We start from the raw sequence: 23,549 nt of genomic DNA, 5'->3' as shown, positions 1-23,549 counted from the left end.
CGCTAACCAGCCGGATCACCGGACGTCCTGCCGATTTCTTACCGTCGGCGCTTGCTTGGAGCGCACTCCAAGGTTCTAGCGTGGGGCACATGACGGTGATGGAGACCACGGGGACCGGGACCGACACCTGCGCGGGCCCGCCGCAGCAGAACCGGCGCCGGGACGGCGAGGACCGCTACACGATCAGCGAGGTCGTCGCCTTCACCGGCCTGACGGCCCACACCCTGCGCTGGTACGAACGCATCGGCCTGATGCCGCACATCGACCGCTCCCACACCGGTCAGCGCCGCTACACCAACCGCGACCTCGACTGGCTCGACCTGGTCGGCAAGCTCCGCCTGACGGGCATGCCGGTCGCCGACATGGTCAGGTACGCGGAACTGGTGCGCGAGGGCGACCACACCTACGCCGAGCGCTTCGAACTGCTGCGCACGACCCGCGAGGACGTCCTCGCGAGGATCGAGGAACTGCGCGGCACGCTCGCGGTGCTCGACCGGAAGATCAGTTTCTACGCGGACGCCGGGCGTGCCCTGGCGTCGGAGAGGTCCCGATGACGGACGGCAGGATCACGACGGCGAAGCTCGGCGACAACGGCCCCGAGGTGGGTGTCCAGGGCCTCGGCTGCATGGGCATGAGCTTCGCCTACGGCCCCTCGGACGTGGACGCCTCCCGCGCCACCCTGGAGCGGGCCCTGGAACTGGGCGTCACCCTCTACGACACGGCCGACGCGTACGGCGCCGGCGAGAACGAGCGGTTCCTGTCGCCGTTCTTCAGGGCCCACCGCGACGAGGTCGTCATCGCGACCAAGTTCGCCCTGTCCATCCCGGCGGACGACCCGACGCGCCGAGTCGTGCGCAACGACCCGCCCTACATCCGCCAGGCCGTCGAGGCGAGCCTGAAGCGCCTGGACGTCGAGGCCATCGACCTCTACTACATGCACCGGCGCGACGTGAACGTGCCGATCGAGGAGAGCGTCGGCACGATGGCGGACCTGGTCCGCGAGGGCAAGGTCAAGCACCTCGGCCTGAGCGAGGTCACGGCCGACGAGCTGCGGGCCGCGCACGCCGTGCACCCCATCGCCGCGGTGCAGTCGGAGTGGTCGCTGTTCAGCCGCGACATCGAGACGCACGTCGTCCCCGCGGCCCGCGAGCTGGGCGTGGCCCTGGTGCCGTACTCCCCGCTCGGGCGGGGCTTCCTGACCGGCTCCTTCGCCAGGGCCGAGGAACTGTCGCCCGACGACTTCCGCCGTCAGCAGCCCCGCTTCACCGGCGAGAACGCCACGGCCAACGTGACCCTGCTGGGACTGATCCGCTCGGTGGCCGAGGCCCACGGCGCCTCCCTCGGCCAGATCGCCCTGGCCTGGGTCCATCAGCAGGCGACGATCCGCGACCTCCCGGTCATCCCGATCCCGGGCACCCGCAAGCCCTCCAGGGTCGAGGAGAACACGGCGGCGGCCGGGATCGTCCTGACGGACGAGCAACTCGACCTGCTGGACGGCATGGCGGCCCAGGTGGCGGGCGACCGCTACGCGGACATGGCGTTCACTTCCGCCGGCAGGGAGTAGAGGAACGCCTTCAGGCGCGGGGAACTGCGCGACCGGCCACACTCGAGCCGCACCCGCCGGCGCGCGGTACCCCGCAGACGCTAAAGCTCCGCCAGCAACTCCGCTTTCTTGACCGAGAACTCCTCATCCGTCACCAGCCCGGCCTGATGCAGCTCCCCCAGGTGCCGGATCCGCTCGGCGATGTCCGCGGGATCACGTCGCGGTGCCGGCACGGCGGCCACCGGGCTGGCCGCCCGCGCCGCGGCCAGCACCGCCGCGGCGAACGGCAGCGACTCGTGCACCGGCCCGTACCCCAGCCCGAACACCACAGCGGCCGGGTCCTGGTCGGCCTGGACCGCGCACTCCCCGGCATCCCGCCGCAGCAGCCGCAGGTGCCCCTCGAAGACCTCCGGCGAGCGCCACTCCACCCCGTTGAGCTCCTCGACGGAGAAACTCTGGTCCCCGGCCTTCCACTTCGCCGACGACGCCCCCGTCCAGAACCAGCGGAAGTCCACGGTCCGGCCGTCGAAGGACGCCTTCCCGTCGTACGCCTTGAACGACAGCGGCCCCTTCGGCGGCTCCACGAGGAACCGGTCCACGGGCCCGGACCCGGTCAGCAGTCCGCGCAGTTCGTCGGCGTAGTACTCCGCGAGCACCTCCCGCTCGGCGGGCAGCACCAGCCGGTAGGGGTCGCCGCTCTCCTTGAGCTGCCCGGCGGCCGCCTCCATCAGCGGGTCCGCCCCGGGGCGCGGCTCGACCCGCAGCACGACCGTGCCGCGCCTGCCGCGCGTCAGCGTCACGCCGGCGATGGCGTCCAGGGGGACACGCCGTTCCCCGAGCGCCTGGAAGAGCTTGGGTGTCCGAATCCCCCGTTCGTAGCGGATGAGCACGGAGTCGGACTCGAACTCCCAGGCGGCATGAAATCCGGCCAGTACGTCACCCATGCGGCTCATCGTATGCGGCACGCGCTCCTCCGTCCCCCTCCCGAGCAGACCGCGGTTTCTTCGCCTCTACGCGCGTCAGGCCGCCGTCGTACCGGACAAACCGGTCCGGCAGACGCCGTCTTCGTGCGCGCAGTGCACCGAGCGGTATGCGCCGACGCCGATCTCTGCGAAATTGAACAGACTTGCCGTGCCCGGCTCGAAGTAGCCGGCGTGACCCTTCGCACCCGCCGCGGACAGCACCCGCGCCCCGAACCCGGTGGACACCGGGTCGGCACCGTGACCGAGCCCGCCGAGTTCCAGGTACGGCACGTCCTGGATCCAGTCGTCGGCGTCCCGCATCGCCCACACCCGGGCGCTGGTGCGCAGCTGGGCGGCCTTCTGCACCCGCATGCCGGGGCTGCCGGCCACCGCGATGTCGGACACCCGGTCCGGCAGCCGGTGCGCCGCGACCCCGCAGACCACGGAGCCGTAGCTGTGGCAGAACAGCGACACCGGCGCGTGCCCGGGCAGCGCCCGCACCAGCGAGTCGAGCCGCACGGCCCCGTCCCCGGCGCGCATCGCGGTCGCGGAGTCGATGCCGAGTCCGCTCGGCGCCGTGTAGTCGGCCCAGGCGATCACGGCCGTACGGGTCGAGGGGCTCGCCCGCTTCTCGGCCGCGTACAGCGCCTTCGCCATGCCGACGGGTGCCGCGTAGGGGCGGTGGGTGCGCTGGAAGGTGAGCAGGTCGGTGTCGACGCCGGGAACGACGACCGAGACCCGCTCCGCCGCGCGCAGGTCGCCGAAGACCTCCGCGACCCGGCCCGAGCCCTCCGGGTCGAAGGCCAGGATGCGGCGGTCCTTCTCCAGGAGGTCCTCCAGGCGGTGCATCCTGCGCCCGGCCTCGTGCTGTCCGGCCGGGGTGAGGCGCTTGTCGCGCATGCGTTCCCGCTCGACGTCGCGCGCCTCGGCCAGCGCCACGCGGTTGGCCCGGTAGCGCAGCTCGACGGGGGCGCCGTTCATGTTGCCCACCGCGAGGGCGTACTTGCGGACCAGGGCCGAGCGGTCCCGCTCGCCGAGCGAGGCGAAGAAGCGGGCGAGCCTCGCCGGTTCGGACCGCGGGTCCGGCAGGCGGTGGCCGGCGATCCGGCCCTGCTCCCACGCGGAGAGCGAGGCCCGCAGCGGCGTGTCGCCCCGCTGGTTGCGCAGGGCCGTCCAGCCGGTGGTCGCCAGCATCACGAAGACGACGGCCAGAGCGAGCAGTGCGCGCCAGACGTTCAGTTGCGGGGAGGTGTCGAAGGAAGTCACTGAAAGGACACACTAGGAGAACGAGAGGGTCTCGCGTTAACCAAGTGACCGGGATCACGTTTCGGTGTCCGCGCTAAGGGGACGGCTCCGCACGCCAGTTCCCGGCCAGTGCGGGTCCCACCTGGTCGAGGTAGGCCGTGGTGAGTGCGCGCAGCCCGTCGAGGGTGAGGTCGTCCCCCGCCGACCACAGCCGCTCGGTGACCCGGATCACCCCGCCGAACACGGCGACGAGGATCCTGGGCCGCGGGTCCGCGTCCACGTCGAGCCCCTCGCGCTCGGCGATGACGCGGGCGAGCTGCTCCTCCAGCTCGGCCGCCCGGCGCAGATGGGCGGCGAGCAGTGCGGGCGTCGACTCGATCACCCGGTAGACGCGCATGTGGAGCTCGATCGGCACGATCTCCGCGACGGTCTCGTGGATGGTGTCCCAGCTCTCCACCACGGCCCGGCGCAGCGCCTCCAGCGGCACCTCGCCCGGCGGCCGGGCCCGTACGGCGTCGACGACGAGGGCCTCGGCGAGGCGCGGCACGAAGAACGCCGTCTCCTCCTTGCCGGCGAAGTAGCGGAAGAAGGTGCGCTGCGAGACGTCGACGGCGGCGGCGATGTCGTCGACCGTGGTCTCGTCGTACCCGCGCGTGGCGAACAGCTCCAGGGCGGCCCGCAGCAGGGCGTCCCGGGTGCGCTGCTTCTTGCGTTCGCGCAGGTTCAAGGCGTTCCTCTCGTCCGAAGTGTTCGCCCAGCTCAGGCTATACGGGGATGTCGTGTCAGTTACCGGCTAGTGAATTGGTTTGTCAATTGTCAGTGGCTGTCACTAGCCTCGAACACATGACTAGTCAGACCACCATCGACACGACGGGGTCGGGGGGCGGCACACCGGCGACGCCGTCGGGCGCGACGCCGGGCAAGGGGCTGCGAGGGCACCCCTGGCTCACCCTCATCACCGTCGCAGTGGGGGTCATGATGGTGGCCCTCGACGGCACCATCGTGGCCATAGCCAACCCGGCGATCGGCAAGGACCTGGGAGCCTCCTGGTCGGATCTGCAATGGATCACCAACGCCTACTTCCTCGCCCTCGCGGTCTCCCTGATCACCGCGGGCAAGCTCGGTGACCGGTTCGGCCACCGCCAGACGTTCCTCATCGGCGTGGCGGGCTTCGCCGCCTCCTCCGCCGCCATCGGGCTGTCCAAGGGCATCACCGCGGTCATCGTCTTCCGCGTCTTCCAGGGGCTCTTCGGCGCCCTGCTGATGCCGGCCGCGCTCGGCCTGCTGCGCGCCACCTTCCCGGCCGAGAAGCTGAACATGGCGATCGGCATCTGGGGCATGGTCATCGGCGCCTCCACCGCCGGCGGCCCGATCCTCGGCGGTGTGCTCGTCGAGCACGTCAACTGGCAGTCGGTGTTCTTCATCAACGTGCCGGTCGGTGTCCTCGCCGTCGTCCTGGGTGTGTGGATCCTGCTGGACCACCGCGCCGAGAACGCCCCGCGCTCCTTCGACCTGCTCGGCATCGCCCTGCTGTCCGCGGCCATGTTCTGCCTCGTCTGGGCTCTGATCAAGGCCCCGGAGTGGGGCTGGGGCGATCTGCAGACCTGGTCGTTCATCGTCGCGTCGGTCGTCGGCTTCGTTCTCTTCGCCCTCTGGGAGACGAGGGTCAAGGAGCCGCTGATCCCGCTGGCGCTGTTCCGTTCCGTCCCGCTGTCGGCGGGTGTCGTCCTCATGGTCCTGATGGCCATCGCGTTCATGGGCGGCCTGTTCTTCGTGACGTTCTACCTGCAGAACGTGCACGGCATGAGCCCGATCGACGCCGGTCTGCACCTGCTGCCGCTCACCGGCATGATGATCGTCGGCTCGCCGCTCGCCGGCGTGATGATCACGAGGTTCGGGCCGCGCATCCCGCTGGCCGGCGGCATGGCCTTCACCGCCGTCGCCATGTACGGCATGTCCACCCTGGACGCGGAGACGGGCAGCGGTGTGATGTCCGTCTGGTTCGCCCTGCTCGGCCTCGGCCTCGCCCCCGTCATGGTCGGAGCCACCGAGGTCATCGTGGGCAACGCACCGATGGAGCTCTCCGGTGTCGCCGGCGGTCTCCAGCAGGCCGCCATGCAGATCGGCGGCAGCCTGGGCACGGCCGTGCTGGGTGCGGTCATGGCCTCCAAGGTCGACAGCGAGCTGGCCGGCAACTGGGCGGAGGCCGGGCTGCCCCCGCTCACCCCGGCGCAGTCCGAGCAGGCCGCGCTGGCCGTCCAGCAGGGCAGTGCCCCGGTGCCCCCGGGCACACCCGAGCAGATCGCCGCGAAGATCACCGAGGTCGCGCACACCACGTTCATCGACGGCATGAGCCTGGCCTCGCTGACCGCCGCGGGCGTGGCCGCCGTCGCCGTCTTCGTCGCGTTCCTCACCAAGCGCGGGGAGAACGCCGAGGCCGGCGCGGGCGTCGGGCACATCTGACGGACCGCCGCGGATCCCGGCCGAGTTCGCCTATCAGGGTGAACGAGGCCGGTGATCCCTCCCACTCCGGCCCCCTCCCAGGTCACAGTGGGTCAAGTCCTCCGCAGGGCATGGAGGACGGACGCTGCGGCGCGCCGCCGGAGGGGGGTGGCGCGCAGGCAGCGGGATGGGGGGCCGTTTCCGGGGTACTCGCCATGTCGTACCCGCATCGAACCCAACCGACGGAGGGTTGACGGGAGTTGATGATGGCGAGCTTCGGACACGGCACGCGCAGGCACCCCCGCTCACGTGGCCGGACGTGGTCACGTACCGGGCCGGATCGCGCGACGCTCGGAATCATCGGAGTCATCTGCGCGGTCGCCGGTTTCTTCGTGCTGGGGATCATCCTCGGCCCCGTGGCGATCGTCTGCGGCTGGCTCTCCATGGGCCGCAGCTGGGCGGGCTCCCGGCCGGTCACGGCCGTGGTCGCCCTCGTCCTGGGCGCCATCGACACGCTCCTGGCCCTCATCTGGCTGGCCGGAGCGGCGACTCCGGGCAACGGCATGCTGTTGTGACGTGCCGTCCCACCCGGGGAGACGAGGGAAGGGCCTCCGGCGACGGCGCCGGGGGCCCTCCTTCCCGTCACCTCGCCGACGTCCCCTTCAGCGCCGCCAGTTCGTCGCGCAGCGCCCGGACCTCCTCCGTCAGCTCCCGTATCGCCTCGGTCTGCCGCCGCTCCTCGACGTCGTCCTTCTCGAACCGGGCGATGAACCAGGCGGCGATGTTCGCCGTCACCACACCCAGCAGCGCGATCCCGCTCAGCATCAGCCCGACCGCGAGCATCCGCCCCAGCCCGGTCGTCGGCGCGTGGTCCCCGTAGCCCACGGTCGTCATCGTCGTGAAGGACCACCACACCGCGTCACCCAGCGTCCGGATGTTCCCGTCGGGCGAGTCCCGCTCCACGGACAGCACGGCCAGTGAGCCGAACATCAGCAGCCCGACGACCGAGCCGGCGACGTACGTCGTGAGCCGTATCTGGGAGGCCATCCGGGCCCGCTGTCCGACCAGCAGCAGCGTGGACACCAGCCGCAGCAGCCGCATCGGCTGGAGCAGCGGGAGCAGCACCGCCGCGAGGTCGAGCCAGTGGGTCCGCACGAACAGCAGCCGCCGCTCGGCCAGGGCGAGCCGGACGAGGTAGTCGAGGGCGAACGCCCCCCACACCACCCACTCCACCGCCGCGCAGGCCTCCACCACGTCCCGGCCCGCGTCCGGCCGGACGATGGGCACGGCGTAGGCGACGGCGAAGGCCAGGGCCAGACCGAGCAGGGGGCGCTGCGTGTGCTGTTCCCAACGGAGTCGGGCCGAAAGCTGCTGCATGGGCGCATCGTAGGAAACGCGAAGGGGTGGTGCGCCCACGGTGTACCCGTGAGCCTCACCACCCCTTGACAGGGTCTGACGTGCTAGGCGTCGCCGCCCGCCGCCCCCGGGTCCGCCGCCGACACGTCCAGCAGCTGATAGCGGTCGATGGCCTGCTTCAGCACCGACCGGTCGACCTTGCCCTCACGCGCCAGCTCGGTCAGGACCCCGACCACGATCGACTGCGCGTCGATGTGGAAGAAGCGGCGCGCCGCACCGCGCGTGTCCGCGAAGCCGAAGCCGTCCGCGCCGAGCGACTGGTACGGCTGCGGCACCCAGCGCGCGATCTGGTCGGGAACCGACCGCATCCAGTCGGAGACCGCCACGACGGGCCCCTGCGCGTCCGCGAGCTTCCGCGTCACGTAGGGCACCCGCTGCTCCTCCTCCGGGTGCAGCAGGTTGTGCTCCTCGCAGTCCACGGCCTCGCGCCGCAGCTCGTTCCAGGAGGTCGCCGACCAGACGTCCGCCCTGACGTTCCACTCCTCGGCCAGGATCCTCTGCGCCTCGATCGCCCAGGGCAGCGCGACACCGGAGGCCAGGATCTGCGCCGGGGTCTGGCCCGCCGTGCCCTCGCTGAAGCGGTACAGGCCCTTGAGGATGCCCTCGACGTCCACGTTCTCCGGCTCGGCCGGGTGCTGGATGGGCTCGTTGTAGACGGTCAGGTAGTAGAAGACGTCCTCGCCGTGCGGGTGCTCGGGCGAGCTGCCGTACATCCTCCGGAGACCGTCCTTGACGATGTGCGCGATCTCGAAGCCGAACGCCGGGTCGTACGCCACGCACGCCGGGTTCGTCGAGGCCAGCAGCTGCGAGTGGCCGTCCGCGTGCTGCAGGCCCTCACCGGTCAGGGTCGTGCGGCCGGCGGTCGCGCCCAGGACGAAACCGCGCGCCAGCTGGTCGGCCATCTGCCAGAACTGGTCGCCGGTGCGCTGGAAGCCGAACATCGAGTAGAAGACGTAGACCGGGATCAGCGGCTCGCCATGTGTGGCGTAGGCCGAGCCCGCGGCGATCAGCGAGGCCGTGCAGCCCGCCTCCGAGATGCCGTCGTGCAGCATCTGGCCGTTCGGCGACTCCTTGTAGGCGAGCAGCAGCTCGCGGTCGACCGACTCGTACTGCTGGCCGAGCGGGTTGTAGATCTTCGCGCTCGGGAAGAACGAGTCCATGCCGAACGTGCGGTACTCGTCCGGCGCGATCAGCACGAACCGCTTGCCGATCTCCTTGTCCCGCATGAGGTCCTTCAGGAGCCGGACGAAGGCCATGGTCGTCGCGATGGACTGCTGACCCGAGCCCTTCTTCACGGTCGCGTACGTCTTGTCCTCCGGCAGCGGCAGCGGCTTGGAGCGGACGACGCGGGTCGGGACGTAACCGCCGAGGCTCCTGCGGCGGTCGTGCATGTACTGGATCTCCTCCGAGTCCCGGCCGGGGTGGTAGTACGGCGGCACGCCGGACTCCAGCTCCTTGTCCGGGATCGGCAGGTGCAGCCGGTCGCGGAAGCGCTTGAGGTCGTCGACCGTCAGCTTCTTCATCTGGTGCGTGGCGTTGCGGCCCTCGAAGTTCGGGCCCAGCGTCCAGCCCTTGATCGTCTTGGCCAGGATCACCGTCGGCTGGCCCTTGTGCTCCACGGCCGCCTTGTACGCCGCGAAGATCTTGCGGTGGTCGTGACCGCCGCGCCCCAGGTGCAGGATCTGGTCGTCGGTCATGTTCTCGACCATCGCGCGCAGCCGGTGGTCGTCGCCGAAGAAGTGGTCCCGGATGTACGCGCCGGTCTCCGTGGCGTACGTCTGGAACTGCCCGTCCGGCGTGGTGTTCATCTTGTTGACCAGCACGCCGTCGCGGTCCTGGGCGAGCAGCGGGTCCCAGGTGCGGTCCCAGACCAGCTTGATCACGTTCCAGCCGGCGCCGCGGAAGATCGACTCCAGCTCCTGGATGATCTTCCCGTTGCCGCGCACCGGGCCGTCGAGGCGCTGCAGGTTGCAGTTGACGACGAACGTGAGGTTGTCCAGGCCCTCCCGGGCGGCGATGGACAGCTGCCCCAGCGACTCCGGCTCGTCCATCTCGCCGTCGCCGAGGAACGCCCAGACGTGCGACTTGGAGGTGTCGGCGATCCCGCGCGCCTCCATGTAGCGGTTCATGCGCGCCTGGTAAATGGCGCCGATCGGGCCGAGGCCCATCGACACCGTCGGGAACTCCCAGAAGTCCGGCATCGACCGCGGGTGCGGGTACGACGACAGCGCGTACGGCGCCTTGGACTTCTCCTGGCGGAAGCCGTCCAGGTGCTGCTCGCTGAGCCGGTCCAGCAGGAAGGCGCGGGCGTAGATGCCGGGGGAGGCGTGGCCCTGGAAGAAGACCTGGTCGCCGCCGTCCCCCTCGTCCTTGCCGCGGAAGAAGTGGTTGAAGCCGACGTCGTAGAGGGAGGCGGAGGAGGCGAACGTGGCGATGTGGCCGCCGACGCCGATGCCCGGGCGCTGGGCGCGGGAGACCATCACGGCCGCGTTCCAGCGGGTCGCGTTGAGGATCTTGCGCTCGATCTCCTCGTTGCCCGGGAAGAACGGTTCGCTCTTGGTGGGGATGGTGTTGACGTAGTCCGTGCTGCGCATCTCCGGCACGGCCACGCGCTTCTCGCGGGCCCGCTCGATCAGCCGCAGCATCAGGTAGCGGGCGCGTTCCCGGCCGCGCTCGTCGACGGCGGCGTCGAGGGAGTCGAGCCACTCCTGCGTCTCTTCGGGGTCGAAGTCAGGAACCTGACTCGGAAGGCCGCCAATGATGATCGGGTTGCGATCGGATGCGGAAGCCACGCTGTTCCTTACCTGTCAGAGGGCCGTGCGAGGGCCGCTGTTTCGCTGTCGTCGCTGGGCGTCGTCGCTGGGGGGCCGCGCCGTTCCCCATGGTCCACCTCGGGGCCGTGAAACGTCATCTCTACCGAGCGGTAACCCGTGCGTGAGATCGACTCCGTGACGTATGGGGCGAATACTTCCGAGTCTCGTACCCACAGACGATTCCCAAACGCCCAAACGGGGCAGAAAGGTGTGGTGTGCGTCACCTGGGGCCATGATGGTGTGCCTGGAGTTGCGGTGACACGGCCAGGATCGTCACCGTTTCGGCGGTCTGAACGGCCGGGTACTTGCGCGATCCGTCCCGCCCGTGTGGACTACGGCCAATGCTTCGCGCACGCGCGTGGCTGAGTTATTTCCCAAAACATGATCAGGAGGCAACCCGTGAGCGCGACCGCGGACCACGCGGAGGAGCGGACGAACCCTGCCGCCAGGCTGGGGTTCCAGCCCGGGCAGGTGGTCCAGGAGATCGGCTACGACGACGACGTGGACCAGGAACTCCGCGAGGCCATCGAGAGCATCGTCGAGGGCGACCTGGTGGACGAGGACTACGACGACGTGGCCGACGCCGTTGTGCTGTGGTTCCGTGACGACGACGGCGACCTGACGGATGCGCTGGTCGATGCCACCACGTACATCGAAGAGGGCGGTGCCATCCTGCTCCTCACGCCGAAGACCGGCCGTTCGGGGTATGTGGAGCCGAGTGACATCTCGGAAGCCGCCACGACCGCCGGCCTGACGGCGTCCAAGAGCGTCAGCGTCGGCAAGGACTGGAGCGGGAGCCGCCTGGCGACGCCCAAGGCAGCCAAGTCCAAGCGTTAGCCGCACGGACCGGGCGGGCCGGCGCCGTCGGCCCGCCCGCAGGCCTGTGCGCGTCCCTGCGTAGGGTGGCAGTCCCATTCGGAACCACCCAGGAAGGGACGAGCGCAACCATGGCGATCCAGGTCGGCGAGAAGGCCCCCGGCTTCGAGCTCAAGGACAACCACGGCAGGACCGTGCGGCTGTCCGACTTCCGCGGCCGGCGCAACGTGGTGCTGCTCTTCTACCCCTTCGCCTTCACCGGCGTGTGCACCGGCGAGCTGCGCGAGCTGCGCGACAACCTGCCCCTGTTCGCCGACCGCGACACCCAGCTGCTCGCCGTCTCCAACGACTCCATCCACACCCTGCGCGTCTTCGCCGAGCAGGAGGGCCTGGAGTACCCGCTGCTGTCCGACTTCTGGCCGCACGGCAACGTCTCGCGCGCCTACGGCGTCTTCGACGAGGACAAGGGCTGCGCCGTGCGCGGCACCTTCGTCATCGACAAGGAGGGCGTCGTGCGGTGGACCGTCGTCAACGGCCTGCCGGACGCGCGCGACCTGAACGACTACGTGAAGGCGCTCGACTCCCTGTGACGCCGGTCGGGCGTCCTGCGCTCGACACCCGCCGGATTGTCGGCTTCAGGGCCTGCGAGGGGCGGGAACCCGTCACTAGGATCGAACCGTTGATCCGACATCCGAGCACAACGGGGCATCCCGCCCCTGGACACCAATGGAGGACTCGTGGGAGTCAGCCTCAGCAAGGGCGGCAACGTATCGCTGACCAAGGAGGCGCCGGGTCTGACCGCGGTCATCGTCGGTCTGGGGTGGGACGTCCGCACCACGACCGGCACCGACTTCGACCTGGACGCGAGCGCGCTGCTGCTGAACAGCTCCGGCAAGGTCGCCAGCGACGCGCACTTCGTCTTCTTCAACAACCTCAAGAGCCCGGACGGCTCGGTCGAGCACACCGGTGACAACCTCACCGGTGAGGGCGAGGGCGACGACGAGCAGATCAAGGTCAACCTCGCCGGCGTCCCGGCCGACGTCGAGAAGATCGTCTTCCCGGTGTCGATCTACGACGCCGAGACCCGCCAGCAGTCCTTCGGCCAGGTGCGCAACGCGTTCATCCGCGTCGTCAACCAGGCCGGCGGCGCCGAGATCGCCCGGTACGACCTGAGCGAGGACGCCTCCACGGAGACGGCCATGGTCTTCGGCGAGCTCTACCGGCACGGCGCGGAGTGGAAGTTCCGCGCCATCGGCCAGGGCTACGCCTCGGGCCTGCGCGGCATCGCGCAGGACTTCGGCGTGAACGTCTGAGCCACCTGACGGGCCCCGGCCACGGGGCCCCAGGTCCTTCTTCCGGCGCCGCACGGTTTACGTGCGGCGCCGGACGTGCAGGACCACCTGACTAACACCACCCGGGGAGGGACATCAGCATGGGCGTCACGCTTGCCAAAGGGGGCAATGTCTCCCTGTCCAAGGCCGCACCGAACCTCACTCAGGTGATGATCGGGCTCGGCTGGGACGCGCGCTCCACCACCGGAGCCCCGTTCGACCTCGACGCCAGCGCGCTGGTGTGCAGCGGCGGACGGGTGCTCGGGGACGAGTGGTTCGTCTTCTACAACCAGCTCAAGAGCCCGGACGGCTCGGTCGAGCACACGGGTGACAACCTCACCGGCGAGGGCGACGGCGACGACGAGTCGCTGCTGATCGACCTCTCCAAGGTGCCGCCGCAGTGCGACAAGATCGTGTTCCCGGTCTCCATCCACATGGCCGACGAGCGCGGCCAGACCTTCGGCCAGGTCAGCAACGCGTTCATCCGTGTGGTCAACCAGGCCGACGGCCAGGAGCTCGCCCGCTACGACCTGAGTGAGGACGCCTCCACGGAGACCGCGATGATCTTCGGCGAGGTCTACCGCTACCAGGGCGAGTGGAAGTTCAGGGCCGTGGGCCAGGGGTACGCGTCCGGTCTGCGCGGCATCGCCCTCGACTTCGGGGTCAACGTGTCCTAGCGCGATATGAGCAAAACGCGGGGCCCCCTGGGGTGCGGAGGGGGCCCGACTAGACTTCGCCTTCAAAAGTTCGTAAAGCCGGGTACGGCGCGGGGGAGATCTCCCTCCAGACTCCGTCTGGGAGGACCCCTCACACACGATTGGGTAACCAGTGGTTCTGAAAACCTTCGGGTGGTCGTTCGCGGTCACCGCGCTCGGCCTGGTCGCAGCGGTCTTCTACGGAGGGTGGACCGCGTTCGGTGTCGTAGCGATCCTGTCCATCCTCGAGATCTCGCTGTCCTTCGACAACGCCGTGGTCAACGCCGGGATCCTGAAGAAGATGAATGCCTTCTGGCAGAAGATCTTCCTCACCATCGGCATCCTGATCGCCGTCTTCGGCATGCGGTTGGTCTTCCCCGTCGTGATCGTCGCCGTCAGCGCGCAGCTCGGGCCGATCGAGGCCGTCGACCTCGCGCTCACCGACAAGGACCGCTACCAGGAACTGGTGACCGACGCGCACCCGTCGATCGCGGCCTTCGGCGGCATGTTCCTGCTGATGATCTTCCTGGACTTCATCTTCGAGGACCGGGACATCAAGTGGCTCGGCTGGCTGGAGCGGCCGCTGTCCAAGCTCGGCAAGGTCGACATGCTGTCGGTGTGCATCGCCCTGATCGTGCTGCTGATCTCCGCGATCACCTTCGGCGCCCACGCCCACCAGCACGGCGGCACCCACGCCGACAAGGCGGAGACGGTCCTGCTGTCCGGTATCGCCGGCCTGATCACGTACATGATCGTCGGCGGTCTGTCCGGCTTCTTCGAGGACAAGCTCGAAGAGGAGGAGGAGCGCGAGCACGAGGCCGAGGAGCAGGCCGTCCGCGAGGGCAAGCCCAAGTCCGCGGTGAGGCTGGCCGGCAAGGCCGCGTTCTTCATGTTCCTCTACCTGGAGGTCCTGGACGCGTCCTTCTCCTTCGACGGTGTGATCGGCGCCTTCGCCATCACCAACGACATCGTCCTGATGGCCCTCGGCCTGGGCGTCGGCGCCATGTACGTCCGGTCGCTCACGGTCTACCTGGTCCGCCAGGGCACCCTCGACGACTACGTCTACCTGGAGCACGGCGCGCACTACGCCATCGGCGCGCTCGCCATGATCCTGCTGATCACCATCCAGTACGAGATCAACGAGATCGTCACCGGCCTCATCGGCGTCGTCCTGATCGGCGCCTCCTTCTGGTCCTCCGTCCGCCGCAACCGCGCCATCGCGGCGGCCGAGGGCAAGTCCGGATCCAGCGACAAGACCGAGGTCTCCTCGGGGGTGTGACACCCCTCCGGGTGAGGAACGCTCTGGACGGGGCGGCCACCGAGGCGACTCCTCGGCGGCCGCCCCGTCGGTCGTCAAGGGCCGCGGGTACGGCGACGACCCGCGGTCCCCAAGTGAACGTGGGGGCGGAATGGGCCTGTTCGACGGACTCCGGCGCGGCACCGTGCAGTTTGACTCGGGCGACGCGTCGACCAACGCGATCGAACTGACCAAGCGGCGCGCGCAGATATCACTGACCAAACAGGACGCGGCCAGCGGCCACCTGCGCGTCAACCTCAGCTGGCGGATGCGCACCTCCGACATCGGCGGCTCCCAGCGCGAGAGCCTGCTGCGGCACCCCTTGCGGGCGCTGAAGCCACCGGAGGTCATCGGCCACAGCCAGAGCATGGTCAACGTCGACCTCGACCTGGGCTGCCTCTACGAGCTCCAGGACGGCACCAAGGGCGTCGTCCAGCCGCTCGGCGGATACTTCGGCGACGTCAACGCCCCGCCCTACGTCAAGCTCAGCGGCGACGACCGCTTCGGCTCCGGGTCCGGCGAGACGATGTACATCAACCTCGACCACCGCGACAGCATCAAGCGGCTCCTGGTCTTCGTCTACATCTACGACCAGACGCCCGCCTTCGACCGCGCCCAGGCCATCGTGACGCTCTACCCGAGCAACGGCCCCCGCATCGAGATCCACCTCGACGAACGGCAGCCCCAGGCCCGCTCCTGCGCCGTCGTCATGATCGAGAAGATCAAGGACGAGATCGTCGTCCGCCGCGAGGCCAGGTTCGTCTACGGCTTCCAGGCGGAACTGGACCGGCTGTACGGATGGGGGCTGCAGTGGGGGCGGGGCTACAAGACGAAGGTCGACCGCTGAGCCCCGCGGGACGCCGGCCGCCCGGGCGGTGCCGGTGGCCCGGTGCCCGTGTCCTCAGCGGCCGATGAACTGCGGGCCCTGCGGCGGGAGGCGGAAGTCCGGGTCGGGGGCCGCGGTGACCGGCTGCGGGTAGCCGTAGCCGGACTGCCCGCCCGCCGCGCCCCCCGCCGCCGGTGCCTGCGGGTAGCCGTACGCGGGCCGGCTCGTGGGGTGGGGGTAGCCGTACGCCGGCTGCGTCACCGGAGGCTGCTGGGGCGGATAGCCGTACCCGGACTGCGCCGGCACCGCGGGCGGCTGCTCCGGCGGGAGCGGCCGGGACACCTCGGCGGAGGACTGTGAGGCGGGGGCGGGCTGCTGGGCGGAACCGGCCGTCGTGGGAGGCGCGGGCACGGTCGTGGTCGGCTCCTCCGCGGCCTCCGACTCGTCCACGGAGATGCCGAAGTCGGTCGCGAGCCCCTTCAGCCCGTTCGAATAGCCCTCGCCCAGCGCCCGGAACTTCCAGCCCTCGCCGCGCCGGTACAGCTCGCCGCAGATCAGCGCCGTCTCCTCGCCCGTCTCCGGCTTGACGTCGAAGTACGCGAGCGCGTCCGTGCCGGTGTCGGCGGCGTCGTACAGCAGGATGCGCAGCTCCCGTACGCGGTCGAACGTCACGCCGTCCGCCGAGGCGACCAGCAGGATCCGGCTCACTTCCGGCTCGACACCGGTGAGCTCTGTCTGGATCGTGTCGGTCAGGCCCTCGGTGACCCGCTTCTTGCCGAGCCGCCACACCTTTCCGGAAGGGTGCCGGGGCTGGTTGTAGAAGACGAAGTCCTCGTCGGAGCGCACACGACCCTCGGGGCCGAGGAGCAGCGCGGAGGCGTCGACGTCCGGAACCCCCTGCCCGGGTGTCCAGCGCAGCACGGCGCGTACCGTGGTGGCCTCCAGCGGGACGTTCGACCCTTTCAGCATCGCGTGCGTCATGCGGTCATCCTGCCCTCTCGGTCCTGCTCACGACAACGCGGGGGCCGCGGTGCCACGAGCGGCGCGGACGGCCCGCGGGGACTACCGTCGTCATGGCCGGGCCCCGCTGTGCTTGCCCGCGTTACCTGATATTCATGCCTGACGGGAACCTGGGACATGGACTTCTACGTACTATTACCGGCCACCTTTCGTCGATTCGCAGGTCGCGCAACCACCACGGGGGAGTTTCATGCGTCATTTCGGGCACATCGCCCCTGAGGTGCGGAAGCGTCTCTTCCACCGGGAGCCGTGCGTGTTCACCGCGGACTCCCCGGCGCGGCTGCTGTCGGCGGCCCTGGGCGCCACGCTCTACAGCCCGGCCACCCGGCCCCGCCTCGCCGACGACGTCCTCAAGCAGGGCGGTCGCGGCGTGGTCTCGATGGTGCTGTGCCTGGAGGACTCGATCGACGACGCGGAGGTGGGCCCCGGCGAGGAGAACCTCGTCCGCCAGTTCACGGCGCTCGCCGAGCTCCCGGACCCGGACCTGCCGCTGCTGTTCATCCGCGTCCGGGCCCCCGGGCAGATACCCGACCTCGTGCGGCGCCTCGGCCCCGCCGTCCGCCTGCTGTCCGGGTTCGTCCTGCCGAAGTTCACCGCGGAACGCGGCATCCCGTTCCTGGAGGCCCTGGCCACCGCCGAGGCCGAAAGCGGCCGTCGCCTTTTCGCCATGCCGGTGCTGGAGTCCCCCGAGCTGCTCTACCGCGAGTCGCGCGTGGAGACCCTGGAGGGCATCTCCCGCGCGATCGACAAGTACCGCGACCGCGTCCTCGCGCTGCGCCTCGGCGTGACGGACTTCTGCTCCTCCTACGGCCTGCGCAGAGGCCCCGACATGACCGCCTACGACGTGCAGATCGTCGCCTCCGTGATCGCCGACGTGGTGAACATGCTGGGCCGCGCCGACGGGACGGGCTTCACCGTGACCGGACCGGTGTGGGAGTACTTCCGGGTCCAGGAGCGCATGTTCAAACCGCTGCTGCGGCAGAGCCCCTTCCTGGAGGTGCAGGCGGCGGAGCTGCGCGCGAAGCTGATCGAGCACGCCATGGACGGGCTGCTGCGGGAGATCTCCCTGGACCAGGCCAACGGCCTGCTGGGCAAGACCTGCATCCACCCCTCGCACGTGCTGCCGGTGCACGCGCTGTCGGTCGTCAGCCACGAGGAGTTCTCGGACGCCCAGGACATCCTGCGCCCCGAGCGCGGCGGCGGGGGTGTACTGAGGTCGGCGTACACGAACAAGATGAACGAGGTGAAGCCGCACCGGGCCTGGGCGGAGCGGACGCTGCTGCGCGCCGAGGTCTTCGGCGTGGCCAACGAGGACATCGGCTTCGTGGAACTGCTCGCGGCGGGCCTGCCGAGCTGAGTCTGCGAATCCGGTCCATCGGTCGAACGCGACGCAAGGAATCCATGGAGAAGGCAGTGAACGAGGGGCCGCACCACGAGGTGCGCGACGGCGTCTGGTCCGGCAGCTGGGTCGCCGAACGGCTCGGTGTCGAGCTCGCCGGTGACGACCGGCTGACCGACCTGCTGGGGCTGGCCCTGCGCCGCAACCCCAGGCGGGCCCACCTGCTGGTGTCGAACGTGCTGGGCAAGCACGTGCCGCAGTCGCCGTCCGTGGTCCACGGCCACGGCGTGGCGCTCGGCCGCCGGGTGCGTGAGCTGCTGGGCGACGACGAGGCCCGCGAGGCGGTCGTCCTGGGCTACGCGGAGACCGCCACCGGCCTGGGCCACTGCGTCGCCGACGGCCTCGGCCCCGTCCCCTACCTGCACTCCACCCGCCGCCCGGTCGCCGGGCTCACCCCGGCCGGCGGCTTCGAGGAGTCCCACTCCCACGCGACCTCGCACCTGCTGCTGCCCGAGGATCCCGGGCTGCTCGCCGGCGACGGGCCGCTGGTCCTGGTCGACGACGAGTTCTCCACGGGGAACACCGTGCTGAACACCGTCCGGGACCTGCACGAGCGGTATCCGCGGCGGCGGTACGTCGTGGTGGCGCTGGTGGACATGCGGTCGGCGGCGGACGCGGGCCGGCTGGAGGAGTTCGCCCGTGGGATCGGCGCGCGGGTGGACCTCGTGGCGGCGGCCTCGGGCACGGTGCGGCTGCCGGAGGGGGTGCTGGAGAAGGGGCGCGAGCTGGTGGCGCGGTACGAGGCCCTTTCCGGGGCGCGGGGAACCGCGCGACCGGCCCCCACCGGCCCGCGCCCGGCCCCCACCGGCCCGCGCCCGGCCGACGACCGTACGCGCCCCCACATCACCCGCGTCGACGTGCACTGGCCCCAGGACCTGCCGGACGGCGGCCGGCACGGGTTCACCCCCGCCCACCGGGAGCGCCTGGAAGCCGCCCTGCCCGGCATGGCGGCCCGGATCGCCGAGGCGCTGCCCGCCGGTGCCCGGCGCGTCCTCGTCCTCGGCTCCGAGGAGCTGATGTACGCCCCGCTGCGGCTCGCCGAGGCCCTGGAGCGGACGGCCGGCGCCGAGGTGCGCTTCTCCACCACCACCCGCTCACCCGTCCTCGCCGTGGACGACCCCGGCTACGCGATACGCACCCGCCTGGCCTTCCCCGCCCACGACGACCCGGCGGACGGCCCCGGCGAACGGTACGCCTACAACGTCGCCGGCGCCGGTTTCGACGCGGTCGTCGCCGTCGTCGACTCCGTCGCGGACACCCCCGCGCTGCACGCCCCCGACGGGCTGCTGGCCCGCCTCGCCGCGCACACCCCGCGGGTGCTCCTCGCCGTCGTGCCGTCGTACGTCCCCCCGTCCGCCGCCGAGACCCCGCACGCCTCCGAAAGGCCCTCCATGCTGCCCGAGCCCCTCCGCGGCCCCGCCTTCTCCTCGTACGCGCCCGAGGAGGTCGGCTGGCTGCTCCAGGACCTCTCGGACGTGACCCTGGAGGCGCCCACCGAGGAGCGCGAGGAGGCGATCCAGAGCGGCGGCGCGCACTACGCGGAGTCGCTGCCCGTGGAGTACCAGCCCAGCGAGCAGTACCAGGAGCTGTTCCACGCCGCGCTCACGACCTCGGCGGCCCGGATCGCCCGGGCGGTGGGCGTCGTCACCGAGACGGTCCTCGCCGAGCGGTCCCCGCGCCCGGTCCTGGTCTCCCTGGCCCGGGCCGGTACGCCGGTCGGGATCCTGATGCGCCGCTGGGCGCAGCACCGGCACGGCCTGGACCTGCCCCACTACGCCGTGTCGATCGTCCGCGGCCGCGGCATCGACGCCAACGCCCTGCGCTGGCTCGCCGCACACCACGACCCCCGGGACGTCGTCTTCGTCGACGGCTGGACCGGCAAGGGCGCCATCACCCGCGAACTCGCCCAGGCGCTCGCCCGGTTCGAGCGGTCCGACGGCATCACCGGGTTCGACCCGGAGATCGCCGTGCTGGCCGACCCCGGCTCCTGCGTGCGCACCTACGGCACCCGCGAGGACTTCCTCATCCCCTCCGCCTGCCTCAACTCGACCGTCTCCGGTCTGGTCTCGCGGACCGTGCTGCGCGCCGACCTGGTCGGCCCGCACGACTTCCACGGCGCGAAGTTCTACCGCGAACTCGCCGCCACCGACGTCTCGGTGACCTTCCTGGACGCCGTCTCCGCCCGTTTCCCCGAGGTCACGGACGCCGCCTGCGCCCAGGCCAAGGAACTGCTCGCCGCCGACCGTTCGCCCACCTGGGAGGGCTGGGCCGCGGTCGAACGCATCAGTGAGGAGTACGGCATCCACGACGTCAACCTCGTCAAGCCCGGCGTCGGCGAGACCACCCGCGTGATGCTGCGCCGCGTGCCCTGGAAGGTGCTGGCCCGCGCCGGGGCCGGCCGCGACCTCGACCACGTCCGGCTGCTGGCCGGGCAACGCGGCGTGCCCCTGGAGGAGGTGGCCGGCCTGCCCTACACCTGCGTCGGCCTGATCCACCCCAGGTACACCCGGGGCGCGACCGGCGCCGACGGCAAGGCGGTGACGGTCTGATGCCCGTCCTCGTCGCGAGCGACCTCGACCGCACCCTGATCTACTCCGCCGCGGCCCTGGCGCTGACCATGCCGGACGCCCGGGCGCCCCGGCTGCTGTGCGTGGAGGTGCACGAGAGCAAGCCGCTGTCGTACATGACCGAGACGGCGGCGCGGCTCCTGGCCGAACTGGGCGACGCGGCCGTGTTCGTGCCGACGACGACCCGCACGCGCAAGCAGTACCAGCGCATCAACCTGCCCGGTCCGCCGCCCAGGTACGCGATCTGCGCGAACGGCGGCCACCTGATGGTCGACGGCGTCTTTGACCCGGACTGGCACGCGCGGGTGACCGCGCGGCTGGCCGACCAGTGCGCGCCCCTGGCCGAGGTGCAGGAACACCTGCTCAGGGCCGCCGACCCGGTGTGGGTGCGCAAGCACCGCGTCGCCGACGACCTCTTCGCCTACCTCGTCGTCGAGCGCGAACTGCTCGACGAGGACTGGGTGAAGGAACTGGCCGTGTGGGCCGAGAACCGCGGCTGGACCGTGTCCCTGCAGGGCCGCAAGATCTACGCGGTGCCCAAGCCGCTCACCAAGAGCGCGGCGATGCGGGAGGTGGCGCGGCGGACCGGCGCCGATCTCACGCTCGCCGCGGGCGACTCCCTGCTCGACACCGACCTGCTCCTCGCGGCGGACCAGGGCTGGCGGCCCGGCCACGGGGAGCTGGCGGACGCGGGCTTCACCGCTTCCTCGATCAGGGTGCTCGCCGACCGGGGTGTTCTCGCCGGGGAGCGGATCCTGCGGGAGTTCCTGGGGGCGGTACGGGGCGCCTGAGCACGCGGGTGTCCTGGTCGTCGTACGGCTGCGGCTCCGTGGTGGCCGATCGCGCGGTTCCCCGCGCCCTTCCGGGGCGCCGTCGCAGCCGTACCGCGACGAACACCACCACCGCCAGGGCCGCCACCGCCAGGACCACCTTGGAGTAGGTGGAGACGATGTCCGACACCGTGTGCCAGTTCGCGCCGAGGAAGTAGCCCGCGAGCACGAACACGGTGTTCCAGATCGCGCTGCCCAGGGTGGTCAGGCCGAGGAACACCGGCAGGCGCATGCGCTCGACGCCCGCCGGCACGGAGATCAGACTGCGGAAGATCGGGATCATCCGGCCGAAGAACACGGCCTTGGTGCCGTGCTTCAGGAACCACGCCTCGGTCTTCTCGATGTCCGAGACCTTCACCAGGGGAAGCCGGCCCGCGATCGCCACCGTCCGGTCCCGGCCGAGCAGCGCCCCGACCCCGTACAGGGCGAGCGCGCCGATCACCGAGCCGGCCGTCGTCCACAGCAGGACGGCGAGCAGGCTCATCCGCCCGCTGCTCGCGGCGAACCCGGCCATGGGCAGGATCACCTCGCTGGGCAGCGGCGGGAACAGGTTCTCCAGGGCGATGGCGAGACCGGCACCCGGCGCGCCCAGCGCGTCCATGAGGTCGTTGACCCACTGCGGTCCGGCGTCCGCGGCGATGGCTGTCATGCCGCCACGCTAGGGAACCGGACCTGAAGGGACGCTGAGGAAGCCGCGGAAGGCGTCAGCCGCAGCAGCCGCCACCGCAGCAGCCGCCTCCGCCGCCCGTGCTCGGGGCCGGGGCGGAGGCCGAGCCGCCCACCGCGACGGTGGACAGGAGCTTCACCGTGTCGTCGTGCCCGGCGGGGCAGGCCGCCGGGGCGGAGGACTGAGCCATGGGACGGCTGACTTCGAAGGTGTCGCCGCAGGTACGGCAGCGGTACTCGTAGCGAGGCATGGGGCCAGGTTAACCGGCGCGGTCAGTGGCCCGCCGCCCCCCGTTCCTCGCGGATCAGGGCGACCACGCGTGCCACGGCCCGGCGCACGGCCTCCGTCTCGGTCAGGAAGTGCCAGTAGTCGGGGTGACGGCCCTCCAGCGTGCCGACCGCGCGCTCCAGGCGGGCCACCGCGTCGTCCAGGGGGCGGGCGTGGCGCGGGTCGGGGGTGTTGCGGCCGGCCATGGCGAGGCGCTGGGCGTCGCGGATGGCGAAGCGGGTGCGCTCGATCTCCTGCTCCGGGTCCTTCTGCACGGCGTTCAGGCGGTGCAGGCGGTCGCCGGCGGCCGAGACGGCCTCGTCCGTGGCGTTCAGCAGGGCCCGCACGGTCGACAGCAGGGCGGTCGCGTCCGCCCAGCGCTGCTCCTCGCGGGCGGCGCGGGCCTCGGCGAGTTTCGCCTCGGCCCGGCGTACGTTCTCGGCGGCCGTGTCGGGAACGTGCTGCAGGTCCTGCCAGCAGGCGGCCGTGAAGCGGCGGCGCAGCTCGCTGAGGATCGGGTCGACCTGCTCGGAGCGGGTGGTGAGGGCCTGGGCGCGGGTGCGCAGGGAGATGAGCCGGCGGTCGGTCTCGGCGGCGCGCTCCGGCAGCCGCTCGGCTTCGACCCGCACGGCCTCGGCCTCGCGGGTGACGCGCTCGGCCCGCTCCAGGGTCTGCGGCACACCGTGCTGACCGGCGCCCTGGTTCAGCTTCGTGAGCTCGGGGGACAGGGCGGCCAGCCGGGCGGCGAGGTCGTCCGCCTTCAGGCCGGTGGCGCGGACGGCGTCGAGGGCGTTCGAGGCGGCGAGCAGGGACTGGCGGGCGCGTTCGACCGCGGGGGCGAGGCGGGCCAGCTGCGTCTCGGCCTTGCCGAGCAGGGGACCGAGGCCCTCGGCGAACCGGTCCAGCTCCTGCTTGACGCGGCCGAGTTCCTCCTTGGCGGCGGTCAGCTCCCCGCGGGCGCGGGAGGCGGCCGAGGCCTCCAGGTCGTCGCGGTCGAGGTCGTGGGCGTCGACGGCGTCGATGTACCGGTGGCTGGCCTCGTCGATGCGCCGGCCGAGGGCGTCGAAGTCGCCGACGGCGCGCCGGGCGGCGGGGGAGTCGTCGACCGCGGTGATCGTCTCGATGGAGATGCGCAGGTCACGCTGGGCGGTGTCGAGCTCGTAGAAGGCGGCCGCGGCGGCGTCCTTCGCGGCCTGCGCCTCGGCCCGCTGGTTCTCGGCCCGGCCGCCGAACCAGCGGCGGGTGCCGCCGCCCGCGAAGGCCGCGGGCAGGGCAAGCGCGGCCAGCAGCGGCAGGGTCACCAGGGTGAGCGTGTCCCGGAGCGGGCCGGGTCTGCGCGGGGGGCGGTGGCGCGGACGGCGCGCGGGCGGCACCGACGGCGAGTACGGCTGCGCTGGTGTCGCCGTCACATCC

General features: G+C 71.1%; 22 protein-coding genes. 13 read left to right on the top strand and 9 right to left on the bottom strand.

The window, feature by feature from the left end; translation table 11 throughout:
• Window positions 1-89: 89 nt before the first annotated feature.
• Both AC07DA_RS16325 and AC07DA_RS16320 read left to right on the top strand, forming a co-directional pair.
• Window positions 90-554, top strand: coding sequence for a MerR family transcriptional regulator (locus AC07DA_RS16325; protein WP_479128617.1), 465 nt, complete (start codon window positions 90-92; stop codon window positions 552-554).
• Window positions 551-1,564 carry an aldo/keto reductase gene (locus AC07DA_RS16320; protein ID WP_479128615.1) on the top strand — a complete coding sequence of 338 codons (1,014 nt, stop codon included), beginning with the start codon at window positions 551-553 and terminating at the stop codon, window positions 1,562-1,564. Before AC07DA_RS16325 ends, AC07DA_RS16320 begins: the two co-directional genes overlap by 4 nt.
• Before the next feature lie 80 nt (window positions 1,565-1,644).
• Here the strand turns inward: AC07DA_RS16320 and AC07DA_RS16315 are convergent, their stop codons facing one another.
• The 3 genes from AC07DA_RS16315 to AC07DA_RS16305 form a co-directional block, all read right to left on the bottom strand.
• The gene (locus tag AC07DA_RS16315) at window positions 1,645-2,496 is read right to left on the bottom strand and encodes a DUF4429 domain-containing protein (protein WP_479128955.1); all 852 of its coding nucleotides are present in this window, start codon (window positions 2,494-2,496) and stop codon (window positions 1,645-1,647) included.
• A 66-nt stretch (window positions 2,497-2,562) separates the two neighbouring features.
• A complete protein-coding gene (locus tag AC07DA_RS16310) occupies window positions 2,563-3,771 on the bottom strand; it encodes an alpha/beta hydrolase (protein WP_479128613.1) in 1,209 nt (402 codons plus the stop codon).
• 73 nt (window positions 3,772-3,844) lie between these two features.
• A complete protein-coding gene (locus AC07DA_RS16305) occupies window positions 3,845-4,477 on the bottom strand; it encodes a TetR family transcriptional regulator (protein WP_479128611.1) in 633 nt (210 codons plus the stop codon).
• A gap of 116 nt (window positions 4,478-4,593) precedes the next feature.
• On the opposite strand from AC07DA_RS16305, the gene AC07DA_RS16300 reads away from it, so the two are divergent.
• Together AC07DA_RS16300 and AC07DA_RS16295 are read left to right on the top strand one after the other, a co-directional pair.
• Entirely contained in the window at window positions 4,594-6,213 is a 1,620-nt protein-coding gene (locus AC07DA_RS16300) for an MFS transporter (protein ID WP_479128609.1), read from the top strand.
• A 242-nt stretch (window positions 6,214-6,455) separates the two neighbouring features.
• Entirely contained in the window at window positions 6,456-6,767 is a 312-nt protein-coding gene (locus AC07DA_RS16295; RefSeq protein ID WP_479128607.1) for a small hydrophobic protein, read from the top strand.
• Window positions 6,768-6,834: 67 nt separating this feature from the next.
• Here AC07DA_RS16295 and AC07DA_RS16290 read toward each other — a convergent pair whose 3' ends face one another.
• Both AC07DA_RS16290 and aceE read right to left on the bottom strand, forming a co-directional pair.
• The gene (locus AC07DA_RS16290; RefSeq protein WP_479128605.1) at window positions 6,835-7,569 is read right to left on the bottom strand and encodes a potassium channel family protein; all 735 of its coding nucleotides are present in this window, start codon (window positions 7,567-7,569) and stop codon (window positions 6,835-6,837) included.
• 83 nt (window positions 7,570-7,652) lie between these two features.
• Entirely contained in the window at window positions 7,653-10,400 is a 2,748-nt protein-coding gene (aceE, locus tag AC07DA_RS16285; protein WP_479128603.1) for a pyruvate dehydrogenase (acetyl-transferring), homodimeric type, read from the bottom strand.
• Window positions 10,401-10,820: 420 nt separating this feature from the next.
• Between aceE and AC07DA_RS16280 the strand changes: the two genes are divergently transcribed.
• The 6 genes from AC07DA_RS16280 to AC07DA_RS16255 all read left to right on the top strand — a co-directional run bounded on the left by AC07DA_RS16280 (window position 10,821) and on the right by AC07DA_RS16255 (window position 15,407).
• Window positions 10,821-11,258 carry a DUF3052 domain-containing protein gene (locus tag AC07DA_RS16280; protein ID WP_361199032.1) on the top strand — a complete coding sequence of 146 codons (438 nt, stop codon included), beginning with the start codon at window positions 10,821-10,823 and terminating at the stop codon, window positions 11,256-11,258.
• 110 nt (window positions 11,259-11,368) lie between these two features.
• Entirely contained in the window at window positions 11,369-11,827 is a 459-nt protein-coding gene (locus AC07DA_RS16275; protein ID WP_479128600.1) for a peroxiredoxin, read from the top strand.
• Between the two features lie 147 nt (window positions 11,828-11,974).
• The gene (locus AC07DA_RS16270) at window positions 11,975-12,550 is read left to right on the top strand and encodes a calcium homeostasis/redox stress adaptation protein (protein WP_479128598.1); all 576 of its coding nucleotides are present in this window, start codon (window positions 11,975-11,977) and stop codon (window positions 12,548-12,550) included.
• A 119-nt stretch (window positions 12,551-12,669) separates the two neighbouring features.
• Complete coding sequence (locus AC07DA_RS16265) at window positions 12,670-13,245, top strand: TerD family protein (RefSeq protein ID WP_479128595.1); 576 nt, start codon at window positions 12,670-12,672, stop codon at window positions 13,243-13,245.
• Window positions 13,246-13,396: 151 nt separating this feature from the next.
• Window positions 13,397-14,542 (top strand): DUF475 domain-containing protein, encoded by a 1,146-nt coding sequence (locus AC07DA_RS16260; protein ID WP_479128593.1) that lies wholly within the window; start codon window positions 13,397-13,399, stop codon window positions 14,540-14,542.
• Window positions 14,543-14,672: 130 nt separating this feature from the next.
• Complete coding sequence (locus AC07DA_RS16255; protein ID WP_479128591.1) at window positions 14,673-15,407, top strand: TerD family protein; 735 nt, start codon at window positions 14,673-14,675, stop codon at window positions 15,405-15,407.
• Between the two features lie 54 nt (window positions 15,408-15,461).
• On the opposite strand, the gene AC07DA_RS16250 is transcribed toward AC07DA_RS16255, so the two are convergent.
• A complete protein-coding gene (locus tag AC07DA_RS16250) occupies window positions 15,462-16,367 on the bottom strand; it encodes a TerD family protein (protein ID WP_479128589.1) in 906 nt (301 codons plus the stop codon).
• A gap of 229 nt (window positions 16,368-16,596) precedes the next feature.
• Between AC07DA_RS16250 and AC07DA_RS16245 the strand changes: the two genes are divergently transcribed.
• The 3 genes from AC07DA_RS16245 to AC07DA_RS16235 are packed head-to-tail and all read left to right on the top strand — an operon-like array spanning window position 16,597 to window position 21,163.
• Window positions 16,597-17,763 carry an HpcH/HpaI aldolase/citrate lyase family protein gene (locus AC07DA_RS16245; protein ID WP_479128587.1) on the top strand — a complete coding sequence of 389 codons (1,167 nt, stop codon included), beginning with the start codon at window positions 16,597-16,599 and terminating at the stop codon, window positions 17,761-17,763.
• Between the two features lie 44 nt (window positions 17,764-17,807).
• Window positions 17,808-20,354 carry a phosphoribosyltransferase gene (locus tag AC07DA_RS16240; protein WP_479128585.1) on the top strand — a complete coding sequence of 849 codons (2,547 nt, stop codon included), beginning with the start codon at window positions 17,808-17,810 and terminating at the stop codon, window positions 20,352-20,354.
• Window positions 20,354-21,163, top strand: coding sequence for an HAD family hydrolase (locus tag AC07DA_RS16235; RefSeq protein WP_479128583.1), 810 nt, complete (start codon window positions 20,354-20,356; stop codon window positions 21,161-21,163). Before AC07DA_RS16240 ends, AC07DA_RS16235 begins: the two co-directional genes overlap by 1 nt.
• On the opposite strand, the gene AC07DA_RS16230 is transcribed toward AC07DA_RS16235, so the two are convergent.
• Genes AC07DA_RS16230 through AC07DA_RS16220 form a run of 3 tightly spaced genes read right to left on the bottom strand, consistent with a single transcriptional unit; the run spans window position 21,084 to window position 23,545 of the window.
• Window positions 21,084-21,851 carry a DedA family protein gene (locus AC07DA_RS16230; protein ID WP_479128581.1) on the bottom strand — a complete coding sequence of 256 codons (768 nt, stop codon included), beginning with the start codon at window positions 21,849-21,851 and terminating at the stop codon, window positions 21,084-21,086. The two genes, AC07DA_RS16235 and AC07DA_RS16230, sit on opposite strands and share 80 nt — an antisense overlap.
• A gap of 55 nt (window positions 21,852-21,906) precedes the next feature.
• Complete coding sequence (locus AC07DA_RS16225; RefSeq protein WP_479128579.1) at window positions 21,907-22,119, bottom strand: FmdB family zinc ribbon protein; 213 nt, start codon at window positions 22,117-22,119, stop codon at window positions 21,907-21,909.
• A 22-nt stretch (window positions 22,120-22,141) separates the two neighbouring features.
• Window positions 22,142-23,545: a hypothetical protein gene (locus AC07DA_RS16220; RefSeq protein WP_479128577.1), complete on the bottom strand. Its 1,404-nt coding sequence runs from the start codon at window positions 23,543-23,545 to the stop codon at window positions 22,142-22,144.
• Window positions 23,546-23,549 lie beyond the last annotated feature (4 nt).

This window comes from Streptomyces sp. NPDC044921 (genome assembly GCF_056432865.1).
Note: the sequence above shows the minus strand (reverse complement) of the source record. Positions and strands in the feature narration are given on the sequence as shown.